The 26,664-nt window shown below is 70.7% G+C and carries 23 protein-coding genes; 12 read left to right on the top strand and 11 right to left on the bottom strand.

The window, feature by feature from the left end; translation table 11 throughout:
* Window positions 1–356: 356 nt before the first annotated feature.
* On the bottom strand, window positions 357–1,073 hold the full coding sequence (locus AB0F15_RS16910; protein ID WP_360270834.1) for a hypothetical protein: 717 nt from the start codon (window positions 1,071–1,073) through the stop codon (window positions 357–359).
* A 327-nt stretch (window positions 1,074–1,400) separates the two neighbouring features.
* Between AB0F15_RS16910 and AB0F15_RS16905 the strand changes: the two genes are divergently transcribed.
* Window positions 1,401–2,162: a twin-arginine translocation signal domain-containing protein gene (locus tag AB0F15_RS16905; RefSeq protein ID WP_360270833.1), complete on the top strand. Its 762-nt coding sequence runs from the start codon at window positions 1,401–1,403 to the stop codon at window positions 2,160–2,162.
* A gap of 66 nt (window positions 2,163–2,228) precedes the next feature.
* Here the strand turns inward: AB0F15_RS16905 and AB0F15_RS16900 are convergent, their stop codons facing one another.
* Entirely contained in the window at window positions 2,229–2,939 is a 711-nt protein-coding gene (locus tag AB0F15_RS16900) for a winged helix-turn-helix transcriptional regulator (RefSeq protein WP_360270831.1), read from the bottom strand.
* A gap of 91 nt (window positions 2,940–3,030) precedes the next feature.
* A complete protein-coding gene (locus AB0F15_RS16895) occupies window positions 3,031–4,413 on the bottom strand; it encodes an AarF/UbiB family protein (protein WP_360270830.1) in 1,383 nt (460 codons plus the stop codon).
* A gap of 260 nt (window positions 4,414–4,673) precedes the next feature.
* Here AB0F15_RS16895 and tatA point away from each other — a divergent pair, with 260 nt between their 5' ends.
* From tatA to AB0F15_RS16880, 3 genes are all read left to right on the top strand, one after another.
* Window positions 4,674–5,009, top strand: a complete 336-nt coding sequence (gene tatA / locus AB0F15_RS16890) for a Sec-independent protein translocase subunit TatA (protein WP_360270828.1) — start codon at window positions 4,674–4,676, stop codon at window positions 5,007–5,009.
* Between the two features lie 141 nt (window positions 5,010–5,150).
* On the top strand, window positions 5,151–5,984 hold the full coding sequence (tatC, locus tag AB0F15_RS16885) for a twin-arginine translocase subunit TatC (protein WP_360270826.1): 834 nt from the start codon (window positions 5,151–5,153) through the stop codon (window positions 5,982–5,984).
* A complete protein-coding gene (locus AB0F15_RS16880) occupies window positions 5,972–6,358 on the top strand; it encodes a twin-arginine translocase TatA/TatE family subunit (protein ID WP_360270824.1) in 387 nt (128 codons plus the stop codon). The genes tatC and AB0F15_RS16880 overlap by 13 nt, the downstream gene beginning before the upstream one ends.
* A 147-nt stretch (window positions 6,359–6,505) precedes the next feature.
* Here the strand turns inward: AB0F15_RS16880 and AB0F15_RS16875 are convergent, their stop codons facing one another.
* Entirely contained in the window at window positions 6,506–6,898 is a 393-nt protein-coding gene (locus AB0F15_RS16875; RefSeq protein ID WP_360270822.1) for a helix-turn-helix domain-containing protein, read from the bottom strand.
* Window positions 6,899–7,259: 361 nt separating this feature from the next.
* Between AB0F15_RS16875 and AB0F15_RS16870 the strand changes: the two genes are divergently transcribed.
* From AB0F15_RS16870 to AB0F15_RS16855, 4 genes are all read left to right on the top strand, one after another.
* Window positions 7,260–8,777, top strand: coding sequence for an MFS transporter (locus AB0F15_RS16870; protein ID WP_360270820.1), 1,518 nt, complete (start codon window positions 7,260–7,262; stop codon window positions 8,775–8,777).
* 277 nt (window positions 8,778–9,054) lie between these two features.
* Window positions 9,055–11,592, top strand: a complete 2,538-nt coding sequence (locus tag AB0F15_RS16865) for an RICIN domain-containing protein (protein WP_360270898.1) — start codon at window positions 9,055–9,057, stop codon at window positions 11,590–11,592.
* Between the two features lie 324 nt (window positions 11,593–11,916).
* Window positions 11,917–13,386 (top strand): endo-1,4-beta-xylanase, encoded by a 1,470-nt coding sequence (locus AB0F15_RS16860; RefSeq protein ID WP_360270818.1) that lies wholly within the window; start codon window positions 11,917–11,919, stop codon window positions 13,384–13,386.
* 37 nt (window positions 13,387–13,423) lie between these two features.
* On the top strand, window positions 13,424–15,829 hold the full coding sequence (locus AB0F15_RS16855) for a ricin-type beta-trefoil lectin domain protein (protein ID WP_360270816.1): 2,406 nt from the start codon (window positions 13,424–13,426) through the stop codon (window positions 15,827–15,829).
* A gap of 129 nt (window positions 15,830–15,958) precedes the next feature.
* Here the strand turns inward: AB0F15_RS16855 and AB0F15_RS16850 are convergent, their stop codons facing one another.
* The 3 genes from AB0F15_RS16850 to AB0F15_RS16840 all read right to left on the bottom strand — a co-directional run bounded on the left by AB0F15_RS16850 (window position 15,959) and on the right by AB0F15_RS16840 (window position 18,644).
* Window positions 15,959–16,918 carry an alpha/beta hydrolase gene (locus tag AB0F15_RS16850; RefSeq protein ID WP_360270814.1) on the bottom strand — a complete coding sequence of 320 codons (960 nt, stop codon included), beginning with the start codon at window positions 16,916–16,918 and terminating at the stop codon, window positions 15,959–15,961.
* A gap of 161 nt (window positions 16,919–17,079) precedes the next feature.
* On the bottom strand, window positions 17,080–17,835 hold the full coding sequence (locus AB0F15_RS16845; protein ID WP_360270812.1) for an MBL fold metallo-hydrolase: 756 nt from the start codon (window positions 17,833–17,835) through the stop codon (window positions 17,080–17,082).
* A gap of 20 nt (window positions 17,836–17,855) precedes the next feature.
* Window positions 17,856–18,644, bottom strand: a complete 789-nt coding sequence (locus AB0F15_RS16840; RefSeq protein WP_360270810.1) for an alpha/beta hydrolase — start codon at window positions 18,642–18,644, stop codon at window positions 17,856–17,858.
* A 92-nt stretch (window positions 18,645–18,736) separates the two neighbouring features.
* Here AB0F15_RS16840 and AB0F15_RS16835 point away from each other — a divergent pair, with 92 nt between their 5' ends.
* The 4 genes from AB0F15_RS16835 to AB0F15_RS16820 all read left to right on the top strand — a co-directional run bounded on the left by AB0F15_RS16835 (window position 18,737) and on the right by AB0F15_RS16820 (window position 22,029).
* Window positions 18,737–19,159 carry a MarR family transcriptional regulator gene (locus AB0F15_RS16835; RefSeq protein WP_360270896.1) on the top strand — a complete coding sequence of 141 codons (423 nt, stop codon included), beginning with the start codon at window positions 18,737–18,739 and terminating at the stop codon, window positions 19,157–19,159.
* A 15-nt stretch (window positions 19,160–19,174) separates the two neighbouring features.
* Entirely contained in the window at window positions 19,175–20,305 is a 1,131-nt protein-coding gene (locus AB0F15_RS16830) for an epoxide hydrolase family protein (RefSeq protein ID WP_360270808.1), read from the top strand.
* Complete coding sequence (locus tag AB0F15_RS16825; RefSeq protein ID WP_360270806.1) at window positions 20,302–21,252, top strand: helix-turn-helix domain-containing protein; 951 nt, start codon at window positions 20,302–20,304, stop codon at window positions 21,250–21,252. The genes AB0F15_RS16830 and AB0F15_RS16825 overlap by 4 nt, the downstream gene beginning before the upstream one ends.
* Window positions 21,253–21,330: 78 nt before the next feature.
* Complete coding sequence (locus AB0F15_RS16820; protein WP_360270804.1) at window positions 21,331–22,029, top strand: alpha/beta hydrolase; 699 nt, start codon at window positions 21,331–21,333, stop codon at window positions 22,027–22,029.
* A 58-nt stretch (window positions 22,030–22,087) separates the two neighbouring features.
* On the opposite strand, the gene AB0F15_RS16815 is transcribed toward AB0F15_RS16820, so the two are convergent.
* Genes AB0F15_RS16815 through AB0F15_RS16800 form a run of 4 tightly spaced genes read right to left on the bottom strand, consistent with a single transcriptional unit; the run spans window position 22,088 to window position 26,662 of the window.
* Window positions 22,088–23,281 (bottom strand): glycosyltransferase, encoded by a 1,194-nt coding sequence (locus AB0F15_RS16815; RefSeq protein WP_360270803.1) that lies wholly within the window; start codon window positions 23,279–23,281, stop codon window positions 22,088–22,090.
* Window positions 23,282–23,295: 14 nt separating this feature from the next.
* Complete coding sequence (locus tag AB0F15_RS16810) at window positions 23,296–24,768, bottom strand: serine hydrolase domain-containing protein (RefSeq protein ID WP_360270894.1); 1,473 nt, start codon at window positions 24,766–24,768, stop codon at window positions 23,296–23,298.
* A gap of 2 nt (window positions 24,769–24,770) precedes the next feature.
* Entirely contained in the window at window positions 24,771–25,457 is a 687-nt protein-coding gene (locus AB0F15_RS16805) for a hypothetical protein (RefSeq protein ID WP_360270801.1), read from the bottom strand.
* Window positions 25,454–26,662, bottom strand: coding sequence for a cytochrome P450 (locus tag AB0F15_RS16800; protein WP_360270799.1), 1,209 nt, complete (start codon window positions 26,660–26,662; stop codon window positions 25,454–25,456). Before AB0F15_RS16800 ends, AB0F15_RS16805 begins: the two co-directional genes overlap by 4 nt.
* Between the last annotated feature and the right edge of the window lie 2 nt (window positions 26,663–26,664).

Here is a 26,664-nt window from a genome sequence, read left to right as displayed (position 1 = left end):
TCGGGTTCGGCGTCCGCGCCGGCCGCCGACGTCGGCGCAGACGCCTACCGGTGCATCTTCGAACCTTTCGCACGGGCTTGCCCGCCGTGTGCGCCGTGCACCGACCCGCCGCCCGACCCGGCACCGGCGCCGGAGCCTCCCCCGAGCCCGGACCCGATGCCGGCGCCGGGGCTGCCGCAGGTCGGGGTGGTGCTGGTCCCCGGCACGGTGATCTACAACCACACGACGATGACCACCATCGTCGTGGAGCACACCACCGTGGCTGTGGCTCCCCCCTCGAGTGACGGCGGCACGACGGCGGTCACGGTCACGCTGCCGTCCGGGCAGGCAGTCGTGCTGCCCCCCGGCACCGTGCTCTACGACCACACCACGATGACGACCGTCGTGGTGGAGCAGACAACCGTCGTGGTGATCCCGTCGCCTGGCTCGACTCCGGTACCGACGCCGAGCCCGGCGCCGACTCCGACTCCGACTCCGAGCCCGACCCCGACCCCGACCCCGGCGCCGACTCCGACGCCGACGCCGGCACCGACTCCGACTCCGAGCCCGACTCCGACTCCGGCACCGAGCCCGACTCCGAGCCCGACGCCGACGCCGACTCCGGCACCGACGCCGACGCCGACGCCGACGCCGACTCCGGCACCGACGCCGACTCCTACGCCGAGCCCGACGCCGACGCCGACCCCTGCGCCGACCCCGAGCCCGACGCCGACTCCGAGCCCGACGCCGACTCCGAGCCCGACGCCGACTCCGAGCCCGACGCCGACCCCGGCGCCGACTCCGACTCCGAGCCCGACTCCGACTCCGACCCCGGCGCCGACTCCGAGCCCGACGCCGACTCCGAGCCCGACGCCGACCCCGGCGCCGACTCCGACTCCGAGTCCGACGCCGACCCCGACCCCGGCGCCGACGCCGACGCCGACCAACCCGAACCCGCCGTGCTCGTCTTGCTCGCTCAGCAAGCCGTTGCCTGACCAGGGCACCTCGTCCGGCCCGGCCCAGAGCCCGAGCCCGGCGCCGAGCCCGGCTCCGGCACCCAGCGGTGGCCTTCTCGGCGGTGGCCTCGGCGGCATCGTCAACGGTCTTCTGCCGAACGGGATCCTGGGCGGCTGATCCGCCGCCAGGCACGCCCGTGACAAGGTGGGGCGTCGCGCAAATGGGCGCCCCACCTGCGGGTTCGCCACCTTGTCACCGTCGAACTGCCCCCACGAACGGATGAAAGCAGTCTGTTTTCGCTGCTGAGCACCGCGAACTACCCTAAATTCAAGTGCGGAAGCGGTAGCGCCGAGGTCAGATCGACCGGCGGGCTGGTTCGCCGGGCCGCCGTCTCCAGGAGGTCGTAGGCGCCCCAGGCGTCATACATCACCGGCTTCGGCCGGGCAGACCGAAAAGGAATAGCTATGCCTGATCCCTATGAGAATTTTCTGCCTCCGATTGAGTTTCCGCCCGATCCGGACAACGATCGGCGCGGATTTCTCCGGAAGGCAGGAATGGCCGGTGCCGCGGTTGCCGCCGCGGCCGTCGGCGGGCCGCTTCTCGCTACGCCGGCCGCATTCGCCGCACCCGGTGGTGAAATTCAGCTTCCGGCGGGGGCGAAAGACGCGCGGAGCTTCTTGCCGGAGATCGGTCAGACGATCAACTGCAGCTGCAACGCATTCGGTGCGACCCTTCTCGTCAATCTGCCGCCGCCCCTGCCGACGCTGAACTTCATCGGCAGCATTGTCGTCAAGGTCGTTGTCGGTGGAGCTGACTACGTTCGCCTGCAGGTTCTCGACCACACCGTCGAAGCTGCTCACCCGCTGTTCGGGAAGGTCACCATCAAGCTTCCCGACATCGACGTGAACGCGGCCAGCATTCTGAAGCTTTCCGGTCTCGGTCAGCTGGTGCAGACCATGCTGCTGTCGTTCAACATCACGTTCGAACGGTGCGGCGACTGTGAGGGGCCGTTCAACTTCGCGACCCTCGAGCCTGCCAAGCTCGTCGCGAACCTGCTGCAGTTCCCGCCACCCGCACAGGGCACGAACCCTGACGGCAGCCCGTCCGGTGGTCAGCTGTACCAGTTGCAGTCCCCGATCAAGCTGGGGCTGCCGGGCGGCGACTCCAGCAGCCCGCAGTTCGCGCAGTTGCAGGGCATGAACATCAACGTCGGAAGCCTGGTCTGACCGCTCCTCGACGGCGACGTTGCCGCACGGGCCCGCCACGAGAACCTCGTGGTGGGCCCGTTGTCGTCACTCGGTAGCTGCGTTCTCCATCAGGCCGAGCACCACCGAACACCGCAGCACCGCGGCCGGGTCTCCGGACAGGGTCAGCCGTCCGTCGGTGATCGCCTGCGCCGGAGTCACCACACCAGCGCCGAGTTGGACGAACGTGGTGGCATCGGTGGCGGCCACCATGGCGGGATTCGCGGCGGGCCCCTTCGCCGGCACCGTCTTACCGTGTCGCACCACGAGGTGAAACACCTCGTCGTCGACCCGGAACTCGTACTCTTCGTCCGCCGTGGGCAGCCGTGCCGCGTCCGCCATGGCCTCGATCGCCAGGAAACCCCAGTGCGGGCGGACGACCACGTCCGCGGTCGGGTCGCCCAGCAGGGCCATCCCCCAGCGGGAGAGGGCGAGCACAGGTGCCCGCAGCTGCTCCCCACGTTCGGTCAGGTGGTAGGAATGCCCCGGGAAAGCGTCCACCCGTCGCGCCAACCCCAAGGCGCACAGCGTTTTCAGCCGGGTCGCGAGCAGGTTGGTCCCCATCCCGGGCAGGTCCGCCAAGAGTTCCGAGTATCGCCGGGGCCCCAGCAACAGTTCGCGCACGACCAGCAGGGTCCATCGTTCACCCACGGTGTCCAGCGCGGTGGCCAAGCCGCAGTACTGCCGGTAGTTGCGCTCCCGCATGACCGGCTTGCCCGACCCGACCGCTGCTTTCTGGTCGTCCTCCTTGCGCCGCATCCCATGGAGCATAGGTTGCCGGCACTCACTCGAACGGGCCTGACCGACAGAGTCAGCCATCCGAGTGATTCACGCGCTCTGCTGTCGCTCGCTAGCCGACCTCGGGTGCCGAGGGTGTCCGAGCGCTCTGCTCGTCTTCGGCCAGCGACGCCTGCCAGGCCCGGACCGCACGCTCGAGCGTCCCCTGGACCAGGAACGGCACGGCCTCGTCCTGGAAGTCTATGTCCGGAGCGAACTCCCGGACCGTACCCTCGAGCACCAGCAACGAGAGGATGGGGAAGACGAACTGCGGATCGGCGTACAACCCGTACCGCCGCTGGATGTCGAACAGCTTGGTCGCGAAGCTCACCAGATCGAAATCGGCTGCCCGGACGCCGGTGCCGGCCTCGACCAGCGCCCGCAGCTCCCGGCAGAAGCCCTCGGTGTCGGTACGGGGGCCGGGAGTCGCGGTGGAGAGGACGATCTCCGCGCAGCGCTGCCCGTCTCCCTTCGTCATCTGGTGGAAGAACGACGCGAACTTGTCCTGCGCCTGGGGACGCAAGGTCACGGTGAACCCTGCGTCGACGATCACGACTCGCCCGTCCTGGCGCAGGTACAGGTTGCCGGGGTGCAGGTCGCAGTGCACCAGACCGTCGTGGAACAGCATCTGGTAGACCGCGTGCAGTGCCGAAGTCACCGCGCGCTTCCGGTCTTCCTCGGTGAGGTCGGCGGGCTGCAGCCTGCGCAGGTCGTGGATGAACTCCATCACGACGACGTCCTCGCCGCACATCTCGTGGTGCACACGGGGAACCCGGACATCGGGGAACATGCTGAGGTTGCGGTGCAACCTGTCGAGGTTGGTGCGTTCCATCGCGAAGTCGAGTTGCTCGTAGACGGATCCGGTCAGCTGGGAAACGATCTCGACGACCGGCACACCCCGCAGCATCGGCACCCGGGCCACCAGCCGCGTCACCAGCCGGATGATCGCCAGATCGGTGCCGAGGACCCGTTCGATGCCCGGCCGGCGAACCTTGACGGCGACCTCGCGACCATCGGCCAGCGTCGCCCGGTAGACACAGGCGATGCTCCCCGAAGCCACCGGACGGGAGGCGATCGTCCTGGCGACTCCGTGGCCGAGACGCTGCTCCAGCAACGGCAGCAGTTCCGCCGTGTCGATCGGACGGACGTCGTCGTACAGGTCGCCGAGTGCACGGCACACCCGCGGCGAGACCAGGTCGGGTCGCGTGCTCAGCATCTGCGCGACCTTCACGAACGCGGGTCCGAGGTCGGTGATGGTGTCGGCCAGCCACGTGTCCCGATCAGCCGCCGGACGTCCGGTGACCACCGCCTTGGCCGAAGACCACCCGCGCCGCAGCGCCCGTGCGCCGAGCACGCCGGCGATCCTGACGGCTCGCCCGCCCACGTCCTTCGGGCTTGCCGTGGGAAACCCGGGCGCGGTGACCGTGGCGCCTGCGTCATCGGCCCGGACTCTCATGGACGGTCTCCTCGGCGTGACAGGAAATGAGCTGGGACGGCAGTCGGGCCGCCGCGGGTGCGTGATCGCGTTGTCACTTTAAGGTCGACCGGCGGATTGCATGGCGGCGACCGATCGAACTTCATCAGGTCGAGTGGTTTATTCGACCTGCGCATTACTTCGTGGGGCCAGTGGATTTCAGGGGAGAATGCGAGTTCACGATAGTGGTGACGGCGGATACGGACTCGCGGTCCTTACTCGTGGCGCCTATCGTTCGATGCATGGGCGGACTCAGCATCTCACACTGGTTGATCGTGCTCCTCGTGGTCGTTCTGCTTTTCGGAGCTCGAAGGCTGCCGGATACCGCGCGGGGCCTGGCTCGCTCGCTGCGGATCTTCAAGTCGGAGATCGCCGACGACGACGCCACCAAGGCCCGGCAGCAGGCCTCGGGTGGTGAGCAGCCGCAGCCGCAGCCGCTGCCGTGGCCGAACGTCGAGGCGTCCCGTCCGGACGCGGCTTCTGTTCCGGCGCAACCGGCGGCGAAGCCGGCCGCGACGGTCAGTTCGGCGCCGCCCGACACGACCGCGTCTTCGAACGGATCCACCAGCTCCGCCTGATCGATGGCCGGGCCGGCAGCCGGGCGTCGCTGAACAGTAAGGACGGTCCACACGGTGGGAGCAACGCAGTCCGGTACCACTGGTGCCGGCCGCCGAGAGCTACGTCGCCGCCGTAGCAGGCGAAGAAATCCCGACGGTCAGATGGCGCTGCTCGAGCACATCCTGGAGCTGCGTCGCCGGATGACCCTGGCGTTGCTGGCCGTTGTCGCCGGCACCGTGGTGGGTTTCCTGTGGTTCCAGTACCGGGTGGGCCCGATCCCCTCGTTGGGGAGTCTGCTCACAGAACCCTACTGTCGCCTCGATCCCCAGCTCCGGCTCAACGTCAACGGGTCCAGCGAGTGCAGGCTGTTGCAGACTCAGCCGTTCGAAGCCTTTCTCGTCCGCATCAAGGTCGGGATCGCCGCCGGCACGGTCCTGACCAGCCCGGTGTGGCTGTACCACGTGTGGGCCTTCATCACACCGGCACTTCACCGGGACGAACAGAAGCTCACCCGGATCTTCGTGTTCTGCGCGGTCACGCTCTTCGTCTGCGGTGCGGCGCTCGCTTACCTGATCGTGCCGGTCGCGTTGAACGCGTTGCTGGCTGTCGGCGGAGACCAGTTCGTGGCGGCGTTGGCAGGCAACGACTACGTGGCTTTCGTTCTTGCCTTGTTGCTCGTGTTCGGCGTAAGTTTCGAGTTGCCGCTGTTCGTCGTGATGCTCAACCGCGTCGGAGTCCTGCCTTATACGAGGTTGCGCAAGTGGCGGCGTGGCATCATCTTCGTGCTGTTCGCCTTCGCCGGTCTCGTCACACCCGGTAGTGACCCGTTCTCGATGCTGGGACTTGCCGGTGCGCTGACCGTGCTGTTCGAGTTCGCCGTCCAACTGGCCAGGGTGCACGATCGCAAGCTCGCCGGTCGCCGGCACGACCAGGACGTGTTGGACGACGCCGACGCCACCTCGCTGAGCACCCAGGAGCCGACATGTTCGGGCTGAGCCTGGAACACCTGCTGATCTTGCTCGTCGCCGGGATGTTCATCCTCGGCCCGCAGCGTCTGCCGGAGGCCGCCGCGTGGCTGGCGCAGGCGATCCGGGAGGTCCGCGCATTCGCCGGGGGCGCGCGAGAGAAGATCCGGTCGGAGCTGGGCCCGGAACTCGACGAGCTGCGCAAACCCCTCCAGGACCTCAACTCCCTGCGGGCCATGCATCCGACCTCGATGGTCGGCAGGTATCTGCTCGATGACAGTTACGCTGCTCCGGTCGTGACGTCTGATGAGCCGGCGGACCGCCCCGGCGGTCGCCCCCAGCCGGTCGACGATTCCGTGCCCGGACCCCCTGACGGCCGGGCGGTCGAACACCGTCGAGACTGAAGTCAAGGAAAGCCTGCTGCGGCGAGGGGCTCGAGCACGGTCGTGCAGCACCTCACACGGGTCTTCCGGAAGCTCGACGTCAAGCGCCGCAAGGACCTGCCGGCCGAACTCGGGACGACGGCCGTGCGGCCGCGGACCCCGGCGGTTTCAGCGGGCCTCGGCGGCCCGGTCGGTGTCGTAGGCGTGCCGGGCGGCCGAGATGGCCGCCCGGTTCCGCTCGGCCCAGTCCGTCAGCAGGAGGAGCGACCGATGCAGCTCCCGGGCGATGTCCGTGAGCTCGTACTCGACCTTGGGCGGCACCATGGCGTAGACCGTCCGCGTCAGCAGTCCGTCGCGTTCGAGGTTGCGCAGGGTGAGGGTGAGCATCCGGCGGCTGATGCCGTCGATCGAGCGTTCCAGCTCGGTGAAGCGCACCGGGCCGCGCGCCGCGGCCACGATGATGAGGATGCTCCACTTCCCGGCCACCCGGTCGAGCACCTCGCGCACCGGGCACGCTTCGACGACGATGTCCTGTTCGGTCGCGGGCTGGGCCTGGGCCATGGTGGCGCTCCTTCCCCTCCCGGCCATAGTGCCACTCTGGTGCCCTCTGTTACAACCGGTGCCCTATGGGGACGGCAGCGCTCGTGACCGTGCCGCACAAGGCCGCCGTCTGCGCGGTCGCCAAGTCAATGACCCGCCTTTGTGGGCGGCAATAAGGGATTCGCCCAGTCGGCTTTGATGGAGTCGACGCGGGGTACCGCGGCGGACCGGCATAGGTCACACGGATGTGACGGTGTCACAAGGAAGTGCCTTCTTTCGCGACTCAGGACAGGCACGCACAATGGCGGCTGTGACAAACGATGCACCAATGGAGGGGACCTGTCTCATGGGCCGGCCTGCTCAGCAACCGAGCCGATCGCTCTTGCTGTCACTCATCGTGCTCTGCGCCGGCCAGATGATGATCGTCATCGACCAGAACATCGTCAACGTCGCCCTGCCGACCGTGCAGAAAAGTCTCGGGTTCTCTCCGGAGAACCTGGTCTGGGTCGTCAACGCCTACGTGATCCCGTTCGGCGGGTTGCTGATGCTGGCCGGCCGGCTGGGTGACCTGATCAGCCGCAAGAGCGTGTTCATCACCGGGATCACGCTGTTCAGCGCGGCGTCGCTGTTGTGCGGTTTCGCCGGCAACGAATTCACGCTGATCGCGTTCCGCTTCGTGCAGGGGGTGGGCGGCGCGATCGCGTCCGCGTGCATCCTCGGCATGGTCGCGACCACGTTCACCGAGCGCCGCAAGCAGGCGCAGGCCATCGCGGCCTACAGCTTCGCCTCGGCGGGCGGCGGCGCGATCGGCCCGCTGCTCGGCGGCGTGCTCACCGACCTGGTCAGCTGGAACTGGATCTTCTTCATCAACGCCCCGATCGGCGCGGTCGTCGTGCTGGTGGCGTCGCGGGTCGTCCCGAAGGACCGCGGTCTCGGCCTCGGCAAGGGCGCGGATTTCCTGGGCGCGCTGCTGGTGACCGCGGGGCTGATGCTGTTCGTGTTCACGATCGTCAACGCCGAGCAGGCGGGCTGGGGTTCCACGCAGACGCTCGTCATGGGCCCGGTGGCGATCCTGCTGCTGGTCGGGTTCGTGGTTCGCGAGGCCACCGCGGCGCAGCCGTTGCTGCCGCTGAAGATCTTCCGATCGCGCCCGTTGACGGCGGCCAACATCGTGCAGTTCCTGATGATCGCCGGCATGTTCGGTCTGCTGTACTTCGGCACGCTGTACGTCCAGCGGGTGCTGGGTTACCCGTCGCTGCAGGCCGGTCTGGGGTTCGTGCCGATCGCGGTGGTGATCGCGGCGATCTCGCTCGGCCTCTCGACGCGGCTCATCATGAAGTTCGGCCGGCGGTCGATGCTGTGCACCGGCCTGGTGCTCATCATCGTCGCGTTCGTCCTGCTGACCTTCGCCCGGGCGAAGGTCAGCTACGTCGTCGACTTCCTGCCGGCGACGTTGGTGATGGGCATCGGGTTCGGCCTGGCGGCACCGGCGATGATGGGCCTCGGCATGTCGGCGGTCCCGGCGAACGAGCCGGGCGTCGCTTCGGGGCTGTTCAACACGACGCAGCAGATCGGCGGCGCGATCGGCCTGACCGTGCTGAGCGCGTTCGTCAGCGCGCGGACGAGCGGCCTGACCGACTCGGGTGCCTCGGAGACGGACTCGCTGCTCGGCGGCTACCACATCGCCTTCCTGATCGCGGCCGGCTTCGTGTTCGTGGGGCTGGTGTGCGCGGCGGTCATGCTGCGCACCGGCGCCGCGGGCCAGGCCGAGGCGGAGAAGGACGCGATCGCGCAGACCCGGGGGACGGTGAAACTTTCAATTCCGGGCAATGCCGATGAAAGTTTCGAACAGCCTCGGCCGGATGGCCGATGGAGCATCGAATGCCGGAATGCGCTGTGAAAACAAAACGTGTTTCTTGACGTCGTGCACGACGGAGTGCTGTCATTGATCCCCGCTTACGCCGAGAGGGCGCCGTTACCGGTGCTGCGAACTCCGCTCGGTTCGTGGTGGCGACTCCGACTCCGGCGAAAGGGCTCGTGACATGCGACGACACCCCCGGCGGGCGCTCCGCCGAGGCTTCACGCCGGTGCTCACGGCGCTTCTCGTCGCGGTTGCGGGAACGGGCCCGGCCACGGCGGCGGGTCCGCCGACCGCGGCGCCGGTTCCCGCCACGTCGATGTCGCATGTGGACGGAGCCTCCGCGGGCAACGGCGCGATCGGGTCGGTCGACCTGGCCGGGACGTGGAGTTTCACCCCGGCGGGCCGATCGACGACGTCGATCACCGTGCCCGGTGGTGGCTGGTACAAGCAGGGTTTCACCGACGTGAACGAGGCGGTGTATTCGCGCAGCGTGACGGTGCCGGACTCGGGTCAGCCGCAGTCGGTGTGGATCGAGTTCGGTGCGGTGAACCACCAGGCGACGCTGTCGGTGGACGGGCGGGTGGTCGCCACCCGGACCACGGCCTTCACCCCGTCGAACTTCGACATCACCGCGTACGCGGCCCCCGGCACCACGCACACGATCAGCGTGGCGGTGAAGGGCCGCGGCGCGCTGCGCACCAGTGCGGGCAAGTACCTGGTCCCGGTGGCCGCCGACTGGTCGGAGGCCGTGCCGCAGGGCATCTTCCGGTCGGCGTTCCTGCGGACCTACCCGGCGGTGTACGTCAGCGACACGTTCGTCCGCACGTCCGTGGCGAACCAGTCCCTCACCTACGACGTCTCCGTGACGAACACCTCCGGCAGTTCGCGGTCGGTGACGCTGACCGGCACGCTTGCTTCGGACAACGGCACCTCGTTCAGCTACCCGGCGCTGCCCGACCGCACGGTCACCGTGGCCGCGCACTCGACCGCAAAGGTGACCGTCGGTCCGATCGCGTGGAACCTCGGCACGACCTCGTACTGGTGGCCGAACGTCCCCTACCGCGCCGGGTACCGGGCCCAGCTGCACCGGCTTTCGGTGCACGCGACCACCGACGACGGGCGCACCAGTGACGCCGCGTACCGGTTCGGGTTCCGCGAAAGCACGCAGAACGGCGAGTACTTCGAGCTCAACGGCGTGCGCGTGAACTACCGCGGCGACAACCTCCAGGGCGCCGACTACGACCGGATCACCAGCGGCGGGAAGGGCGACGCCTACGACACGCTGCCCGGCTTCCTCCCGCCGTCATCGGGAAATCCCGGCTGGCCCCAGGCGGTCGACAACTACCAGCGGCTGAACTTCAACGTCGTGCGGGTCCACCAGGAACCGGCCAGCCCGTACATGCTGGACGTGGCCGACGAAATGGGTCTGATGGTCATCGACGAGAGCGGGGTCCGCGGCGGCGCGGAGGACTTCGCCGGCGGGCACGACAACATGGTCGACCACGTCCGGGCGTTGACCCTGCGGGATCGCGACCACCCGGCGGTCGTCCGCTGGAGCCAGGCGAACGAACCCAGCTTCAGCAACGATTCGGAGCAGTTCGAACAGGACCTCTACGCGGCGGTGAACGGCGCGGACGGTACCCGCCCGATCAGCGTGGACGCCGCGCCCGGCGCCGACTCGCCCAGCCGGTACCCGAACATGAACCAAGCCAACTTCGCGATCTTCGCGCACTACCTCGACGGCACCGGCCAGTACGGCGAGCGGGTGCCGTCCGTCACCGGCCGGCCCGACGGCGAGGGCGAGTACATCTGGCCGAAGTGCAACACCAAGCAGGGCTTCGAGTGGTTCGCCACGGCGACGGCCGCCAAACGCGGCAAGGGCGCCAACGACCTGCGGCCCTACACGCTGCTGTCCGCCTGGGCGGGCGTCATCCCGGGCGTGCGCTCCACGGACTTCACGCCCGAGGAGGGCGGCCACCCGATCTACGGCGCGGACAACCTGACCGACCCGTGGAGCAACCCGCAGTTCCAGCGGGTCCAGGCCGCGTTCGACCCGGTCGCCGCGCTCGACCTGCCGTACTGGTCGGCGTCCGGTGTCTCCGACGCCAATGGCACCTTCCCCCTGCCGCAGGCCGTGCCGAGCTACGCCGCCAACTCGACGGTGACCCGCTCGGTCACCGTCTTCAACGACGACCTCACCGGTACCGCCGTGGACTTCGCCTGGAGCGCCCGGCTCGACAGCCCGACCGGGGCGGTGATCGCGTCCGGCGGCGCGACCCTTGCGGTTCCGCTGGGCTCGCGGGTGGCCCAGCCCGTGTCGTTCACCGCCCCGGCTGCAGGCTCGCGCGTGTACCTCGTCCTGTCGACCGCCAAGGCCGGCACGGCCGTGTTCAGCGACGCAGTCGAGTACTTCACGCTGGGTGGCTCGAGCACCGGTCCGGCGCCGGGCACCTACCGCATCGTCAACCGCAACAGCGGCAAGCCGCTGGCCATTGCCGGCAACTCCACGGCCGACGGCGCCAAGGCGATCCAGCAGACCGGGACCGCGACCTGGACCGTCGGCACCGCCCAAGGCGGCGCCTACACCCTGCGTTACACCGCCAGCGGCAAAGCCCTCGACGTCAACGGTTCCGCCACCACCGCCGGCCTGCAGTTGCAGCAGTGGGCCGCCAACGGCGGCACCAACCAGCAGTGGTACCTGCGCCCCACCGGCGACGGCTACTACACCATCACCGGCCACGACAGCGGCCTGGTCGCCGACGTGTACGGCCAAGCGACCACCGACGGCGCGCAAGTCGTCCAGTGGTCGGCCAACAACGGACCCAACCAGCAATGGCAACTGACACCGGCGTGAGCGACCGCCACCCCGTCCGGACGGCCTCACCGGTCCTGCTCTCCGGCAGCGATCGGTGCGAGGTGAGGGCGGGGAACTCGACGAATCGAATCGGTTCGACCGGCCGGGCCGAGCGGGCGGAACGTCGTGGGCGGTGCTCGATCTCCGCTGCGGACAAACGGAATTCGTCCGTTATCGGGCGCTCGTCCGGGTAAGTTTCACGTCCGGTTGGCCCCGCCGGGATTTCCGGTATCGTGCGAACCGGTTCGACGCCGCTGCCACCCGGCAGTCGCCGCGTTCCGGACTGCGCCGCTCAGAGATGTCGAAGACGCCATCGGAGGTCGCATGCGCCCCTTCACCCGCAAGCTGCGTCGATCACCCCGCTCCCGGCGCGGCGCGCTCGCCGCCGCGTGGGCGCTCGCCGTCGCTCCGGTCTTCGCTGTGGCCACGGCACCGCCCGCGGACGCGGCGGCGACCCTGCGTTCGCTGGCCGAGGCCCAGAACAAGTACATCGGCACCGAGCTGACCGGCGGCATGGTGTCCAACGCGACGATCACTTCGCTCGCCGGTGCCCAGTTCGACATGGTGACCCCCGGCAACGAGATGAAGTGGGACACCACCGAGCCGGCCAACGGTTCGTACCACTTCGGCCCCGGCGACAACGTCGTGTCCTTCGCGCAGGCGCACACCATGCGCGTGCGCGGGCACAACCTCGTCTGGCACGCCCAGCTGCCCGGGTGGGTCAACAGCTTGCCGCGCAACCAGGTGCAGGGCGCGATGGAAGCCCACATCACCGCCGAGGTGAACCACTACAAGGGCAAGATCTACGCCTGGGACGTGATCAACGAACCCTTCAACGAAGACGGCAGCCTGCGCCAGGACGCCTTCACCAACGCCATGGGCACCGGCTACCTCGCCGACGCGATCCGCACCGCGCACAACGCGGACCCGAACGCCGTGCTGTACATCAACGACTACAACATCGAAGGCCAGAACGCCAAGAGCAACGCGCTCTACAGTCTCGCGCAGTCCCTGCTGTCCCAAGGCGTGCCGCTCGGCGGCATCGGCCTGGAAAGCCACTTCATCGCCGGCCAGGTCCCGTCGTCCATGCTCGCGAACATGCAGCGCTTCGCGGCGCTGGGACTGGACGTCGCCATCACCGAGCTCGACGACCGCGTCCCGCTGCCGGCCTCCGGCAGCAGCCTTCAGCAGCAGGCGGCCGACTACGCGACCGTGGTGAAGGACTGCTTGGCGGTCACCCGCTGCCCCGGTGTCTCGCAGTGGGGCGTCGGCGACGCCGATTCCTGGATTCCCGGGACCTTCCCCGGCTACGGCGCCGCGAGCATGTACGACAACAACTACCAGCCCAAGCCCGCTTACACCGCCACCGCGACGGCTCTGGGTGGCTCGCCTCCCACCGGCGGCGGGACCGGGCCGTTGCACGCGGTGGGCGCGGGCAAGTGCCTGGACGTGCCGAACTCGACCACCACGGCCGGCACGCAGCTGCAGATCCGGGACTGCTCGGGCGGGTCGAACCAGAGCTTCACCCTGACCTCCTCGGGCGCGCTCAGCGTGTACAGCGGCGGCGACTGCCTCGATGCCGGCGGCCGGGGCACCAGCCCCGGCACCAAGGTGATCATCTGGCCCTGCACCGGCCAGGCCAACCAGCAGTGGACCGTCCACTCCGACGGGACGGTCACCGGCGTGCAGTCCGGGCTCTGCCTCGACGTCACCGGAGCGTCCACCGCCAACGGCGCCCTCGTCGAACTGTGGACCTGCAACGGCCGGAACAACCAGCAATGGACTCTCGGCTAGCCGCGTAACCCCCACTTCGCTGGGAAAGGAACTCGCCATGTCAAGGTTCAGCAGGCTGGTCCGGCGCTTGCGGGCCCCGGCGGTGGTGGTCGGCTGCCTCGCCCTGACCACCAGTGGCGTCGTCGCTGTCGCCGCCCCGCCGGCCGAAGCCGCGACTTCGATCACGATCAACGGTTCGTCCGGCGGCCGCACGTTCGACGGCGTGGGGGCGATCAGCGGCGGTGGCGGCAATTCCCGCCTGCTGATCGACTACCCGGAGCCCGAACGCGGCCAGATCCTGGACTACCTGTTCAAGCCCGGCTACGGCGCTTCGGTGCAGATCCTCAAGATCGAGATCGGCGGGGACACCAACTCCACGTCCGGTGCCGAGCCGAGCGTCGAGCACACCCGGGGCACCGTCAACTGCGATGCCGGCTACGAGTTCTGGCTCGCGGAGCAGGCCAAGGCCCGGAACCCGAACATCAAGCTCTACGGGCTGGCCTGGGGAGCGCCCGGCTGGATCGGCGGCGGCAACTTCTGGTCCACCGACATGCTCGGCTACCTGACCACGTGGCTGGGCTGCGCCAAGCAGCACGCCCTGGCGATCGACTACCTCGGCGGGTGGAACGAGCGCGGCTACAACGTCGGCTGGTACCAGAACCTGCGTTCCACGCTCAACTCGGCAGGCTACCCGGCGGTGAAGATCGTGGGCGCCGACTCCGACTGGTCGATCGCCAACGACGTCAACTCCAACCCCGCTTTCGCTTCGGCCATCGGCATCATCGGCGCGCACTACCCGTGCGGCTACCGCTCGTCCCAGGCGAACTGCGGGGTGCCTTCGGCCGCCCTTTCGTCCGGCAAGCCGTTGTGGGCCAGCGAAAACGGCTCCGACGACTACAACGGCGGCGCGCAGGCGATGGCTCGCGGCCTCAACCGCGGTTACATCGACGGGAAGATGACCGCCTACCTCAACTGGCCGGTGATCGCCGCGATCACCCCGAACCTGCCGTACCCGACCATGGGGGTCGCGCTGGCCGCGCAGCCGTGGTCCGGCCACTACTCGATCGGCAAGAACGCCTGGGTGATGGCGCAGACGAGCCAGTTCACCGCGCCCGGCTGGCAGTACCTCGACGGTTCCAGCGGCTACCTCGGCGGCAACCGGAACAACGGCAGCTACGTTTCGCTGAAGTCGCCGAACAGCCGGGACTACAGCACGGTCATCGAGACGGTGGACGCGGGCGGGCCGCAGACGCTGAACTTCACCGCGACCGGTGGCCTGTCGACGGGCGCCGTGCACGTGTGGGCCACCAACGTCAACTCCGGCAACGCGGCCGACTACTTCGTGCACACCACCGACCTCACCCCGGCCGGCGCCAGCTTCAGCCTGACCGTGCAGCCCGGGTACGTCTACAGCCTCACCACCACGACCGGGCAGGGCAAGGGCACCGCGGCCGGCCCGGCGTCGGGTGCACTGAGCCTGCCCTACAGCGATTCCTTCGACAGCAACGCGATCGGCACCGAGGCGAAGTACCTGATGGACTGGCAGGGTGCCTTCGAGGTGGCGGCCTGTGGCGGCGGCCGCGCGGGCCGGTGCGTGCGCCAGATGAGCGCGCAGGCGCCGATCACGTGGGACCCGCTGACCGACCCGCACACCCTGCTCGGCGAGCTCGGGTGGAGCAACTACACCGTTTCCTCCGACGTCATGCTCGAAAAGTCCGGGTACGCCGAGGTGATCGGCCGCGCCGGCAGCCAGAGCTACACCGGAGCCGCCGGGCTCAACGCGTACCACCTGCGCGTGAGCGACACCGGGAACTGGTCGATCCTGAACTCGAACACCAACGGCAACGTCGCCACCCTGGCGCACGGCACGGTCGCGGCGCTGGGGACCAACCGGTGGCACACCCTGGCGCTCACCTTCTCCGGCAGCTCCATCACCGCCGTGGTCGACGGTGCGACCGTCGGCTCCGCGAACGATTCGACCTGGGGCGCCGGCCAGGTCGGCTACGCCACGAGCCAGGGCGAGACGGCGCAGTTCGACAACCTGTCCATCACCCCGGGCACCGGCGGGAACGGTGGCACGACGTCGACGGTCGTCGGCGCCGGTTCGGGCCGCTGCCTGGACGTGCCCAACGCGTCGCAGACGTCGGGCACCCAGGTGGAACTGTGGGACTGCAACGGGGGCGCCAACCAGCAGTGGACCTCCACCGCCGCCGGTGAGCTGCGGGTCTACGGCAACAGCTGCCTCGACGCCAGCGGGCAGGGCACCACCCCCGGTACCAAGGCGATCATCTGGACCTGCACGAGCAGCGCCAACCAGAAGTGGACGCTCAAGTCCGACGGCACGATCACCGGCACCCAGTCCGGCCTGTGCCTGGAAGCCATCGGCAACGGAACCGGCAACGGCACGCCGATCGACCTGGCCACCTGCACCGGCGGGAGCAACCAGAAGTGGACGCGGAACTGATCCGGTGACCGGAAGCCGGGACGTCCGCGCCACCCGGCGTGGCCGCTCGGGTCCGGCAGCCGGAGCGTGGCCGGGGAACAGCTTCCCCGGCCACGCGTCCATCGGCGGTCCGCGTCGGCACCGCCCGGTTTACGGCGCCGAGGTGCGGCTGCCCAGCCACGCCCGTGCGGTGGCCAGGTAGTCCCGCGTCACGGTGGTGTCGGGCGCCCACGCCTCGAAGCCGTGGGGTGCGCCGGACACCACGTGCAGCGTGGCGTCGACGCCCGCCTCGCGCAGCCGGCGGGCGTACGCGGCGGACTCGTCGTGGAGCAGGTCGATGTCGCCCACGCCGATCCACGCCGGGGGCAGCCCGGCGAGGTCTTCGCGGCGGGCGGGCACGGCATAGGACGGCACATCCGGCGCACCCGGTTCGACGCCGAGGTAGGAACGCCAGCCGAAGCGGTTGAGGCGGTTGTCCCAGCCGCGGTGGTTGCGGTCGTCGAGCTCGCGGCGGGCGGCGGTGCGGTCGTCGAGCATCGGGCAGAACAGCCACTGCGCGTGCGGCCGCTCGCCGCTGTCGCAGAGGCGCTGGACCAGCGCGGCCGCGAGCGCGCCACCGGCGCTCTGGCCGCCGACGATGACGCCGTCCGGGCCCCCGGCCTGGTCGCGGGCCCAGGTCCAGGCCGCGTGGCAGTCGTCGAGCGCGGCCGGGTACTGGGCGTCCGGGGCGAGCCGGTACTCCACCGACACCACCGTGATGCCCAGCTCCCGCGCCGTTTCCGCGCAGAGCCGGTCGTCCTGGGCCGCGCGGCCGACGACGAAGCCGCCGCCGTGGATCCACAGGAGGGTGCGACCGGGCCGTGCGGCACGCGGGCGGTGGATCCGCCACCCGGGCGTGCTCTCGATGTCCACGCCCGGCACCTCGACGGGCCGGATCTGCGCGGTCGCCGCGCGGATCTGCTGCAACACCCCGGCTTCCTCCAGCGGCACGCGCGGGAGCCGGTCGGCCGGGAGACGGAGTTCGGGAGCGATCTCGGCGAGCTTCACCGCACTGCGCCGATCGTGGTCTGCGTCGTCGTGCTCATTGCCGCACTTTATCGCGCGAACCACTCGCCTGATGGTGTTTTCCCAACTCGGCTCCCAGTCAGTTTCCCTTCCGGCAAAGGGAAAAGGCCTTCCCGTCCCCGTTGTCACATCTGTCCGGATCGGAGCGGGCTCCACAGTCCACTGTCTGCCGAGGACCATCGCGAGGAGTCAGCCGGCCAGGTCGCTCACGGGACCAGCACCGTGGTTCCGGGCAGCGCCAGGCGGACGGTGATCTCCGGGGCGAGCCGGGCTACCGCGTCGGCGTAGTGCCGGGGGTCCTGGTCGCCTCGGGTGATCATCCGGTCGCCCAGGCGGCCGCTGTGGAAGGCGTAGTGGTGCGGCACGGCCAGGGCCGGCTTCAACGCGGCGGTCAACCCGGCCGCGTCCTCGGCGTCCATGACCACCTGCTCGAGGTGCATCGGCCGGATGCACAGCCCGTTGGTCGGCAGGATGGCCAGGTCGACGGGCCCGAACCGGTCGGGGATGGTGTCCAGTTCCGGGACCCGCAGCGAGTCGCCGCCGAAGAAGACCGTGCGGCCGCCGGCCTGGATGACGAAGGTGACCTCGTGGACGCCGTGCTTGCCCGGCGCCGCCGTCACGGTGAGGTCGCCGACCGTCGCGGCTTCCCACGCCTCGACGACGCGCACGTCGCGGAAACCCTTGTCCCGCGCGATGGCCGCGACCGTGCCGGGCCCGATCAGCGGCGTGCCGAGGTCGAAGCCCCCGGTGACGAGAGCGTCGAGATCGCAGTGGTCGTAGTGCTCGTGGCTGACGACGACCGCGTCGATCCGGCCCAGGCCGCCGACGGTCGAAGCGACCGGTTCGCCCTGGTAGTAGGTGGCGCTCTGGGTGAACCACGGGTCGGTCAGGACCCGGATCCCGCCGAGCTCGATCAGCTGGCAGGCGTGCCCGATCCGGGTCACGCTCAGGGAAGTGCGCATGCGGGTTCTCCTCGAGGGGCTCAGTTGCCGAGGTCGAGCAACGCGCCGAGCAGTTCTTCGGGCGTTTCGACCTGCGGCAGGTGTCCGGTGCGGGGGAGCAGGGTGAACGTCGACAGCGGGATTGCGGCGGCGTAGGCCTTTCCGTACTCGGGGTCGACGATGCCGTCGCTTTCGCCCCAGACGACGTGCACGGGGAGGTCGAGCTCGCCGAGCCGCCCGGCGAGCGTCGGGTCGGTCATCGTGGGGCCGGTGTAGCCGATCAGGGCGCGCACGTCGGGGCTCGGCCCGGTGCCGCCGGCGCTCGGCGGGACGGGCGCCTTGGCCGGGTCGTGGAACGAGTGCGCCCGGATTTCCTCCAGGGTCATGCCGCTGATGTCGGTCGGCGGGTGCCCGTGGACCTCGATGCCGACGCCGTCGATGATCACCGCGCCGCTGACCCGCGGGCTCTTCTGCAGGCCGATCTCGGCGGCCAGCCAGCCGCCGAAGGAGTTGCCGATCACGGTGACGTCGGTGAGGTCCAGTTCTTCCAGCAGGGCGACGTACAGCCGGGCCAGTTCGGTGACGCCGGTCAGGGTTTCGGGCTTGGGGGTGCCGCCGAAGCCGGGGTGGGTGGGCAGCAGCACGCGGGAGTGGGTGCGTTCGGCGAGCAGGTCGGCGAAGCCGGTCATCGTCGCGATGCCGCCACCGCCGTGCAGGAGCAGGAAGGGGCGGGTGCGGTCGCGGTCCTGGACGGTGACTTCGACCGGGCCGAGGGTGTGGGTTGCGGTGCGGGTGGGCCGGAGTGAGCCGGCCGCGGGGAGAGTCGTCATGGGTCCTTCTCCGTCGGGAACTCGGTACATAAGGAACCTTATATAAGGTTCCTTAGATAAGCAAGCTGCGTCCGGTCGGTTAGGGTGTGGGCATGAAGTACCGCCCCGGTGATGTCGCGTTGGCCGTCAAGCGCCTGCAGTACCGCCACCATCGCGCGCTGAGCCGCGCGCTGGCGCCGCTGGGGCTTTCCATCGTGCAGTGGGACACGCTGCGCCACCTGCACCGCGAGCCGGATGCCTCGCTCCACGACCTGGCGGTGCTGACGTTCCAGACCGATCAGTCCTTCGGTTCGCTGGCCACGCGGATGGCCGAGCGTGGTCTGATCGAACGGGTTCCCGGGCCGGGTCGGGCCGTGCGGCACCGGCTGACCGAAGAAGGTGCGCGCCTGCGGGTCGAGGGTCAGGACCTCGTGGACGCCGTCGTCGAATCGTCGTTCCGGGGGCTGTCCGCCGGCCAGCTCGACCAGCTGGGTGAGTTGCTGGACAGCGCTCTCGGTCCCGACCCGATCGCTTGACCTCAAGGAGAATCCATGTCCGACAGGCCTGTGCTCGCTGTCACCGATGCCGAACTCGGCGAGCTGCGAACCCGGCTGGCCGGCACGCGGTGGCCGGCGCCGTGGCCGGTGACCGGCTGGTCGGCGGGAACCGATCCCGCCGAGCTGCGGCGGCTGGTCGCCCACTGGGCGTCCGGCTACGACTGGCGTGCGCACGAAGCCGCCATCAACGCGCTGCCCCACAACGTCGTGGACATCGCCGGGACGGCGGTGCACTACCTGCGCTTCGACGGCGAAACCCCGGACGCCTTGCCGATCGTCCTGACCAACGGGTGGCCCAGCTCGTTCCTGGAGCTGACCGGCTTCGCGCGGCGGCTGGCCACGCCGTCGCAGCACGGGGGTTCCGCGGCGGACGCGTTCACCGTCATCGTCCCGTCGCTGCCCGGCTTCGCCTTCTCCCCGCAACGTCCTTCGCTCGCGGATCCCGTGCAGACCCACGAGCTGTGGCACCGGCTCATGCGCGAGGAACTGGGCTTCACCCGGTACGCGGCACACGGCGGAGACCTGGGCGCGGGCATCACCTCCCGGCTGGCCGAAGCCCATCCCGAGGCCCTGATCGGGATTCACCTGATGGCCGTCGCCGGTCCGGTCGCCTACGACGACGAGAGCCTCACCGAGCAGGAGCGGGCCTACCTCGACTCGGTGGCGACCTGGTCGGCGCAGGAAGGGGCCTACCAGCACCAGCAGAGCACCCGGCCACTCACCCTGGCCTACGGCCTGGCCGACTCGCCGGCCGGCCTGCTCGCCTGGATCATGGAGAAGTACCGCGCGTGGAGTGACTGCGGAGGTGACCTGTCCTCGCGGTTCAGCGACGACTTCCTGCTGACGCAGGCGTCGCTCTACTGGTTCACCAACACCATTTCGACGTCGTTCCGGCCGTACTACGAGTACAACGAGAAGCTGACCCGCCGGGTCGAGCGGGTCGACGTGCCGACCGCCGTCGCCCTGTTCCCGGCCGACCTCACCCAGCCGCCGCGCAGCTGGGCGGAGCGCACGTACCACGTCACGAGGTACACGACCATGCCCCGTGGCGGCCACTTCGCCGCCCACGAGGAACCCGAACTGCTCGCCCGCGACGTCACCGGCTTCTTCCGGGCCCTGCGGTGACCCGGCACCGGATGGTCGTCGTCCTGCTCGAGCACGTCCTGCCCCTCGACTACGCGATCCCGGTGCACGTGTTCGGCCGGGAGGCGCCGGAGGCGTACGAGCTCGTGACCGTGTCCGTGGGAGGCGGGCCCGTGCCGGTGGCCGGGGGAACGACGGTGCTCCCGGACGGCGGGCTGGAGCTGCTGCGCCGGGCGGACACGATCGTCGTGCCGGGCTACGCCGACGCCGTGGAGCGTGAGCTGCCCGGGTCGCTGCTGCGGGCCCTCGCCGGGGCCCACCGGCGGGGTGTCCGGATGGTGTCCATCTGCTCCGGGGCGTTCGCCCTGGCGCGGGCCAAGGTGCTCGACGGCCTGACCGTGACCACCCACTGGTCCTTGTGCGCCGAGCTCGCCGAACGGTTTCCGGAGCTCACGGTCGACCAGTCGGTGCTCGTCGCCGGCACCGGGTCGGTGCTCACCTCCGGCGGCGTGACCGCCGGGGTGGATCTGTGCCTGCACCTCCTGAACGCCGACCTGGGACCGGCGGCCGCGCGGCACGTCGCGCGGCGCATCGTGATGGCGCCGCGCCCGGTGGACGGGCAGCGGCAGTTCGTGGAAAAGGGGGTCGTGCCGCCCGGCGACGACGTCATCGCGCGGGCCCAGCAGTGGATGCTCGTGTCGCTGGCGCAAACCCTGTCGGTGAAGGACGTGGCCACCCGGTTCGCCATGTCGGAGCGGACGTTCCACCGGCGCTTCCGCGAGAAGGCCGGTGTGCCGCCGTTGACCTGGCTGCGCGACCAGCGCATCGCCCGGGCCAAGGAATTCCTGGAGAACTCGGAACTGTCCATAGAGGACATCGCGCGTCGCGTCGGCTTCGGCACGGCAACCAACCTGCGGGTGCAGTTCCGGCGCGCGACCAACGTTTCGCCCCGCGAACACCGGAGGTCTTTCACCTTCGACGGCGGCTGAGACCGTTGGCGGGAAGCTTTCGATAGTCGGCAGGACTGCCACTGTCCCCGCCCTGCGAGCCGAGCCGAGACTGAAGGCATGAACCAGCCGACCTTCGTTCTCGTCCACGGCGCCCTGTCCGATGCTTCGGTCTGGCGCCGGGTGTCCGTCCGCCTGCAGGACGCCGGGCACACCGTCATCGCGCCGTCGCTCCCGATGCGCGACTTCGACGGCGACATCGCCTACCTCGCACGGTTCCTGGGCACGCTCACCGGCCCGCTCGTGGTCGCCGCCCACTCCTACGCCGGGTCGGTCATCTCGGCTCCCGGTGCCTTGACCGACGCCGTCCGATCGCTCGTGTTCGTCACGGCGTTCCAGCAGGACGCGGGGGAGACGGCGGGCGGGCTCAACGGGAAGTTCCCGGGCAGCCTGCTCATCCCCGAAAACCTGGTCGTGCGGGAGTACCCCGGCGGCGCGGAGGTCTACCTCCGGCCGGACAAGTTCGGTGAGGTCTACGCCGGCGACGCCGGCGCGCGGGACCGGAAGATCCTCGCCGCCGCCCAGAAGCCCTTCGACCCGGTCACCCTGGAAGGCAGCTTCGCGGACGCCGCCAGCTGGCACGAACTGCCGTCGTGGGCCGTCGTGTCCACCCGGGACAATTCCATTCCCACGGAGGCCCAGCGGTGGATGGCCGAGCGAGCCGGCTCCACCGTCGTGGAGGTCGAGTCCACGCACGCCGTTCCGCTGGTGCACCCGGATGTGGTGGCCGAAACGATGCTCAGTGCGGCGGCGGGCTGACGGCTGTCGTCGATTCGGTGCGGGGCCGGAACCTGAGCTCGCTCGGGCTGAGCGTCGCTCAGCCGAGAGCGTCGAGCAACCGCTGCGCGGCCACCGCCGCCCCGTCGGTGCGGATCTCGGCGCTCAGCGCCTTCGCCCGCTCCCGGGTTGCGGGAGTCAGTGCCGTGTCGAAGGCGGCGCTCAGCGACTCGCGGGTTGCCGTCGGGCCGTCGAGGGTGGTGCCGATCCGGTGGGCCGCCACCTGGCCCGCCCAGTACGGGTTGTCCGCCAACGGGATCGGGACCGCCACCTGCGGGACGCCCGCCCGGGCCGCCGTCTGCGTGGTGCCCGCGCCGCCGTGGTGGACCACCGCCGCCAGCTCGGGGAACAGGCGCTGGTGGTTGACGTCCCCGATCGCGAAGCAGCCGGGCACGTCGAGGTCGGCCCAGCCGCGGGAAACAAGGACGCGGTGACCGCGGTCGCGGGCGATCTCGACGGCCCAGCGGGGGATGTCCGGGGCCGGACCGATGCTGCCGAAGCCGACGTACACCGGCGGTGGCCCCGCCCGCAGGAACGCCGGCAGGTCGGGCGGCAGCGGGCGGTCGTCCGGCCGGGTCCACGCGCCGGTCTGGACCACTTCGAGGCCGTCGCCGCCCGGCCACGGTCCCAGGACCGGGTCCGCCGCGAGCCACGGCCGGTCCGAGTAGACGTGGTCGCGCACATTCTCCACCGGGGGCAGGCCGAGGGCGGCGCGGTGGTCGTTGAGCGGCTCGCGGAACTGCGCGTCGACCCGGCGGGCGTCGATTTCCCACCGCGTCGCGTGGTCGGCCGCCGCCGGCTCGGGCCAGCCCGGCCGCGGGGGCGGCCCGTGGTGCGGTGACGGCAGGTTGACCGCCGCATAGGTCACGTACACGTAGGGCAGGCCCGCGGCCTCGGCCACCGACCGCGCGGCGACCTGCGCCAGGCCGGCCACCACCAGTGCGTCGCACCCGTCGGCCGCCGAGGGGAGGACGTCGAACTGCGCGTCGACCAGCTCGGTGCGGTAGCGGGACAGCTCCGCCGCCGACGGCGGGGCCGTGCCGCGCATCAGCGCCCGCACCGGGAGCCCGAGCGGCACCCACGGGATCCCGAGGCCGCCCAGCCGGTCCGCGAACTCCTCGTCCGGCGGCGTGCACAGCCGCACCTCGGCGCCCCGTGCCCGCAGCTCCACCGCCAGTGCCACCAGCGGTTCGACGTCGCCCCGCGTCCCGTACGTCGAGAGCAGTACCCGCATGCGCGTCCCTTCGTTCACCGTGGTGCGCGGGCGTAGAAGCCGACCGGCATCGTGACGTCCGCGCCCGCCGCGCCGCACTCCAGCATCCACAGCGCGGCGGCCGGACCCAGCTCCCGGCCCAGCGCCCCGAGCGCATCCGGGTCCGGGGCCACCGCCCGGGCCTGCTCGACCCCGCGGGCGAACGCGCCGGGGTCCCAGCCGTCCGATTCGCCGTCGCCGAGGGACCGCGCGCCGGCGGCCAGCGCCGGCACCGGCAGCGGTTCGGGCACGCCGAGCAGGCCGTGGGTGCGCTCGCCCACCAGCACCCCCATCCAGCCCGAGCTTTCCGGGGTCGGCCGGGGACCGGTCCACCGCGGCCGCCCGTCCATGTCCGGGAGCTTCGCCGGAGCACCGGAGCTCGCCCAGCGGCCCGCCCACTCCACGGCCAAGCCCGGGGCGCTGCGGGTGGCGGGGTTGTGGAACCGGGCCATGTCCCACCGGTTGCCCACCGCGACCGCGGCCAGGTCGCGGTGCGGCCAGACCCTGGCCTCCCACCAGAACCCCCACGGGAACGCCGCGGTGTGCCCCCACCACCAGTCCTCGCCCAGCTCCGGGTCGGCGAGCTCGAGGGTCAGGCCGGAGAACGAGCGGACACCGTGCGGGCTCGGGCGCGGCACCCGCGGGGCCGTCATCGCCGCGAGCGCGTCCGGTCCGACCAGACCCCGGTCGCCCCGGGCGGTGCGCAACAGGGATTGCAGCAGCCGCGCGAAATCCGCCGCGCTGGTGTGCATCCCGACCCCCGGGTAGGCCGACGTCCGCAGCGGCGGGCTCGGCAGGCACCAGTCGCCGAACGCGAGGTACCCGGTGGCGCTCCCGCGCTCCGCCGCGGTCCGCGTGCCGTCGTCGATGGTCGTGGCGCGCATCCCGGCCGCGGTGAACACGTCCCGGTGGACGCGAGCCCCGTACGGTTCGCCGGCCAGGTGCTCGACGACGCCGCCGAGCACCCCGACCCCGAAGCTCGAGTACGAGTAGAGGCCGGGCGCCGTGACCAGGGGCAGCACTCCGCCGTACTCGACGGCGCGGCCGAGCTCGTGCCGGCGCCGGACGTAGTCCAGGATCGGCTCCGCCGGCGCCGTGGGTGCGACGGCGGTGACGATGTCGCTGTAGTAGCCGCCCTGGTGGGCGGCCAGCATGGCGGTGGTGGCGGGCGGCGCATCGGGACCGCGCAGTCCCGCGGGCAGCACCTGGTCGACCGGCGTGTCCAGCCCGGCCGCCCCCGCCTCGACGAGCTGCATGAAGGCCAGGCCGGTGACGGGTTTGGTGAGCGAGCCCGCCGGCGCGACCGTCTCGGCGGTCATCGGCGTGCGCGCGGCCAGGTCCGCGAACCCGGTCGCGGCCGTCCGCAGGTCGTCGCTCGTCGCCACCGCGACGGCGACCCCGGGCGTGCCGGTGACCGCGGCCAGCCGGGGCAGGACGGTGTCCAGCGCCGCCATCACGTCGTCGAGCACGCTCACCCCTCGGTGGTGTTGTAGTTGACGATCCGCGCCACCATGTGGGCGCGCGCACCGGCCAGCGGGCTGTCCGCGTCCCGCCTGGCGACGTCCGGGAGCAGGTGGGCCTGGTCCTCCGTGACCGCCACCATGCCCCAGAGCGCGTTGAAGCCCGATGGATCGGCGGGCTTCTCCGCGGCGGCCTCGACGGTCACGACGCCGCTCCCGCAGGCCACGGTCAACGCGCCCATCTGCCGCAGGACGCCGGGGTCCCGCTCTTCGGCGGCCACCACGCTCCAGCCCGCGACCGCCGTCGCCCGCAGGGCGGTGAGCAGGCTGTCCACGCCGCTGACCACGATGTCGGGGAGCACGAGCGCCACGGGTCCCCGCGTCAGCGGCAGTGCGCACCGGATCGCCCCGTCGAGCCCCGGCTGAGCCACGTCGTCCTGGTAGACGAAGACCAGCTGGAACATCCCGGCGTAGCGCGCCAGGTACTTCACCGTGTCCAGCTTGTGCGGGCCGAACACGACGACCACGCGCACGCTGAGCCCGCTCTTCGCCAGCTCCACCACGGCTTCCAGGCTGCGGTCCAGCACGGTGACGCCGGGAGCCAGGCAGTGCAGCTCTTTCGCGTACGGCGCTCCGAACCGCGTGCCGAGGCCGGCGCAGGGCAGGATGACCGAAACATCGGGAATGGGGGTGGTCACCGCAGCCGCACCGCCAACGCGACCCGGTGCCGGGCGCGCGGCAGCGGCACCCACGCCGGCTCGCCCACCGGCGTCACCGCGGGAAAGCGCTCGAACAGGCTGCGCAGCGCCACCTCGGCCTCCACCTTCGCCAGGGCGACGCCGAGGCAGAAGTGCGGTCCCCAGCCGAACCCGACGCTGCCCTCGCGGGCGCCGTGCTCGGCCTGCCGGCGCACGTCGGCGTGGTGCGGGCAGGCGAACCGGGCCGGGTCGCGGTTGGCGGCGCCGAGCACCGCCTGCACCGGGTCGCCCGCGCGGATCCGCGCCCCACCGACCTCGATATCCGTTGCCGCATAACGCAAGCGGGCCAGCTGCACCGGGCCGTCGGTGCGGACCAGTTCGCGCACCGCGGCCGGCCACAGCTGCGGCTCGGCGTGCAGCAGCTTCAGCTGGGCGGGGTCGCGCATCAGCGCGAGCGCCGCGTTGGACAGCAGGTGCGCCATCGTTTCGTGCCCGGCGAGCACCAGGAACACCACGAGGGCCACAGCGTCGACGTCGGTCAGGTCGTCCTGGGCGACGGCCTCGCTGAGCAGGTCCTCGCGCGGCCCGGCCCGGCGCCGGTCGACCAGATCGTGGCAGTAGGCGAACATCTCGCCCAACGTCGGCGTGATCCGCGCCGGGTCGCCGTCGACCAGCACCTTGCCCCAGCGGTACCAGTCCGCCCAGTCCGCTTCGGGGACGCCGACGAGCTCGCAGACGACGGCCATGGCCAGCGGGTAGGCGTACTCGTCGAGCAGGTTCGCCGTCGCGCCCAGGCCGTCGAGCAGCTCGTCGACGATCTGCTGCACCCGCGGGCGCAGCACAGCGACGCGCGACGCGCTGAACGCGTGGCTGATGCTGCGGCGCAGCCGCGTGTGCTCCGCGCCGTCGAGGCTCAGCAGGCTCGCTCGCAGGTAGGGCAGGTGCTCAGGGGGCGTGCCCAGCGCGAGGAACGCCTCCTCCTGCGTCTGCGCGCCCCGCCCGGGCAGGCCGGCGGGATCGTTGCGCACGGCCGGATCGGTCAGGACGGCGCGGACCTCGGCGCTGCCGGTGACGAGCCAGCCTTCTTCGCCGCCGGGCAGCCGGGCCCAGCAGACCGGCGACTCGGCGAGGATCCGGTCGTACCCGCGCATCGGGTCGTCGAGGACGGCCGGATCGCGGACGTCCACCACGGGTTCGGGCGACATGG

Source organism: Amycolatopsis sp. NPDC026612 (assembly GCF_040638285.1).
GTDB lineage: Bacteria > Actinomycetota > Actinomycetes > Mycobacteriales > Pseudonocardiaceae > Amycolatopsis.
This window is presented reverse-complemented; position numbering and strand designations above follow the sequence as displayed.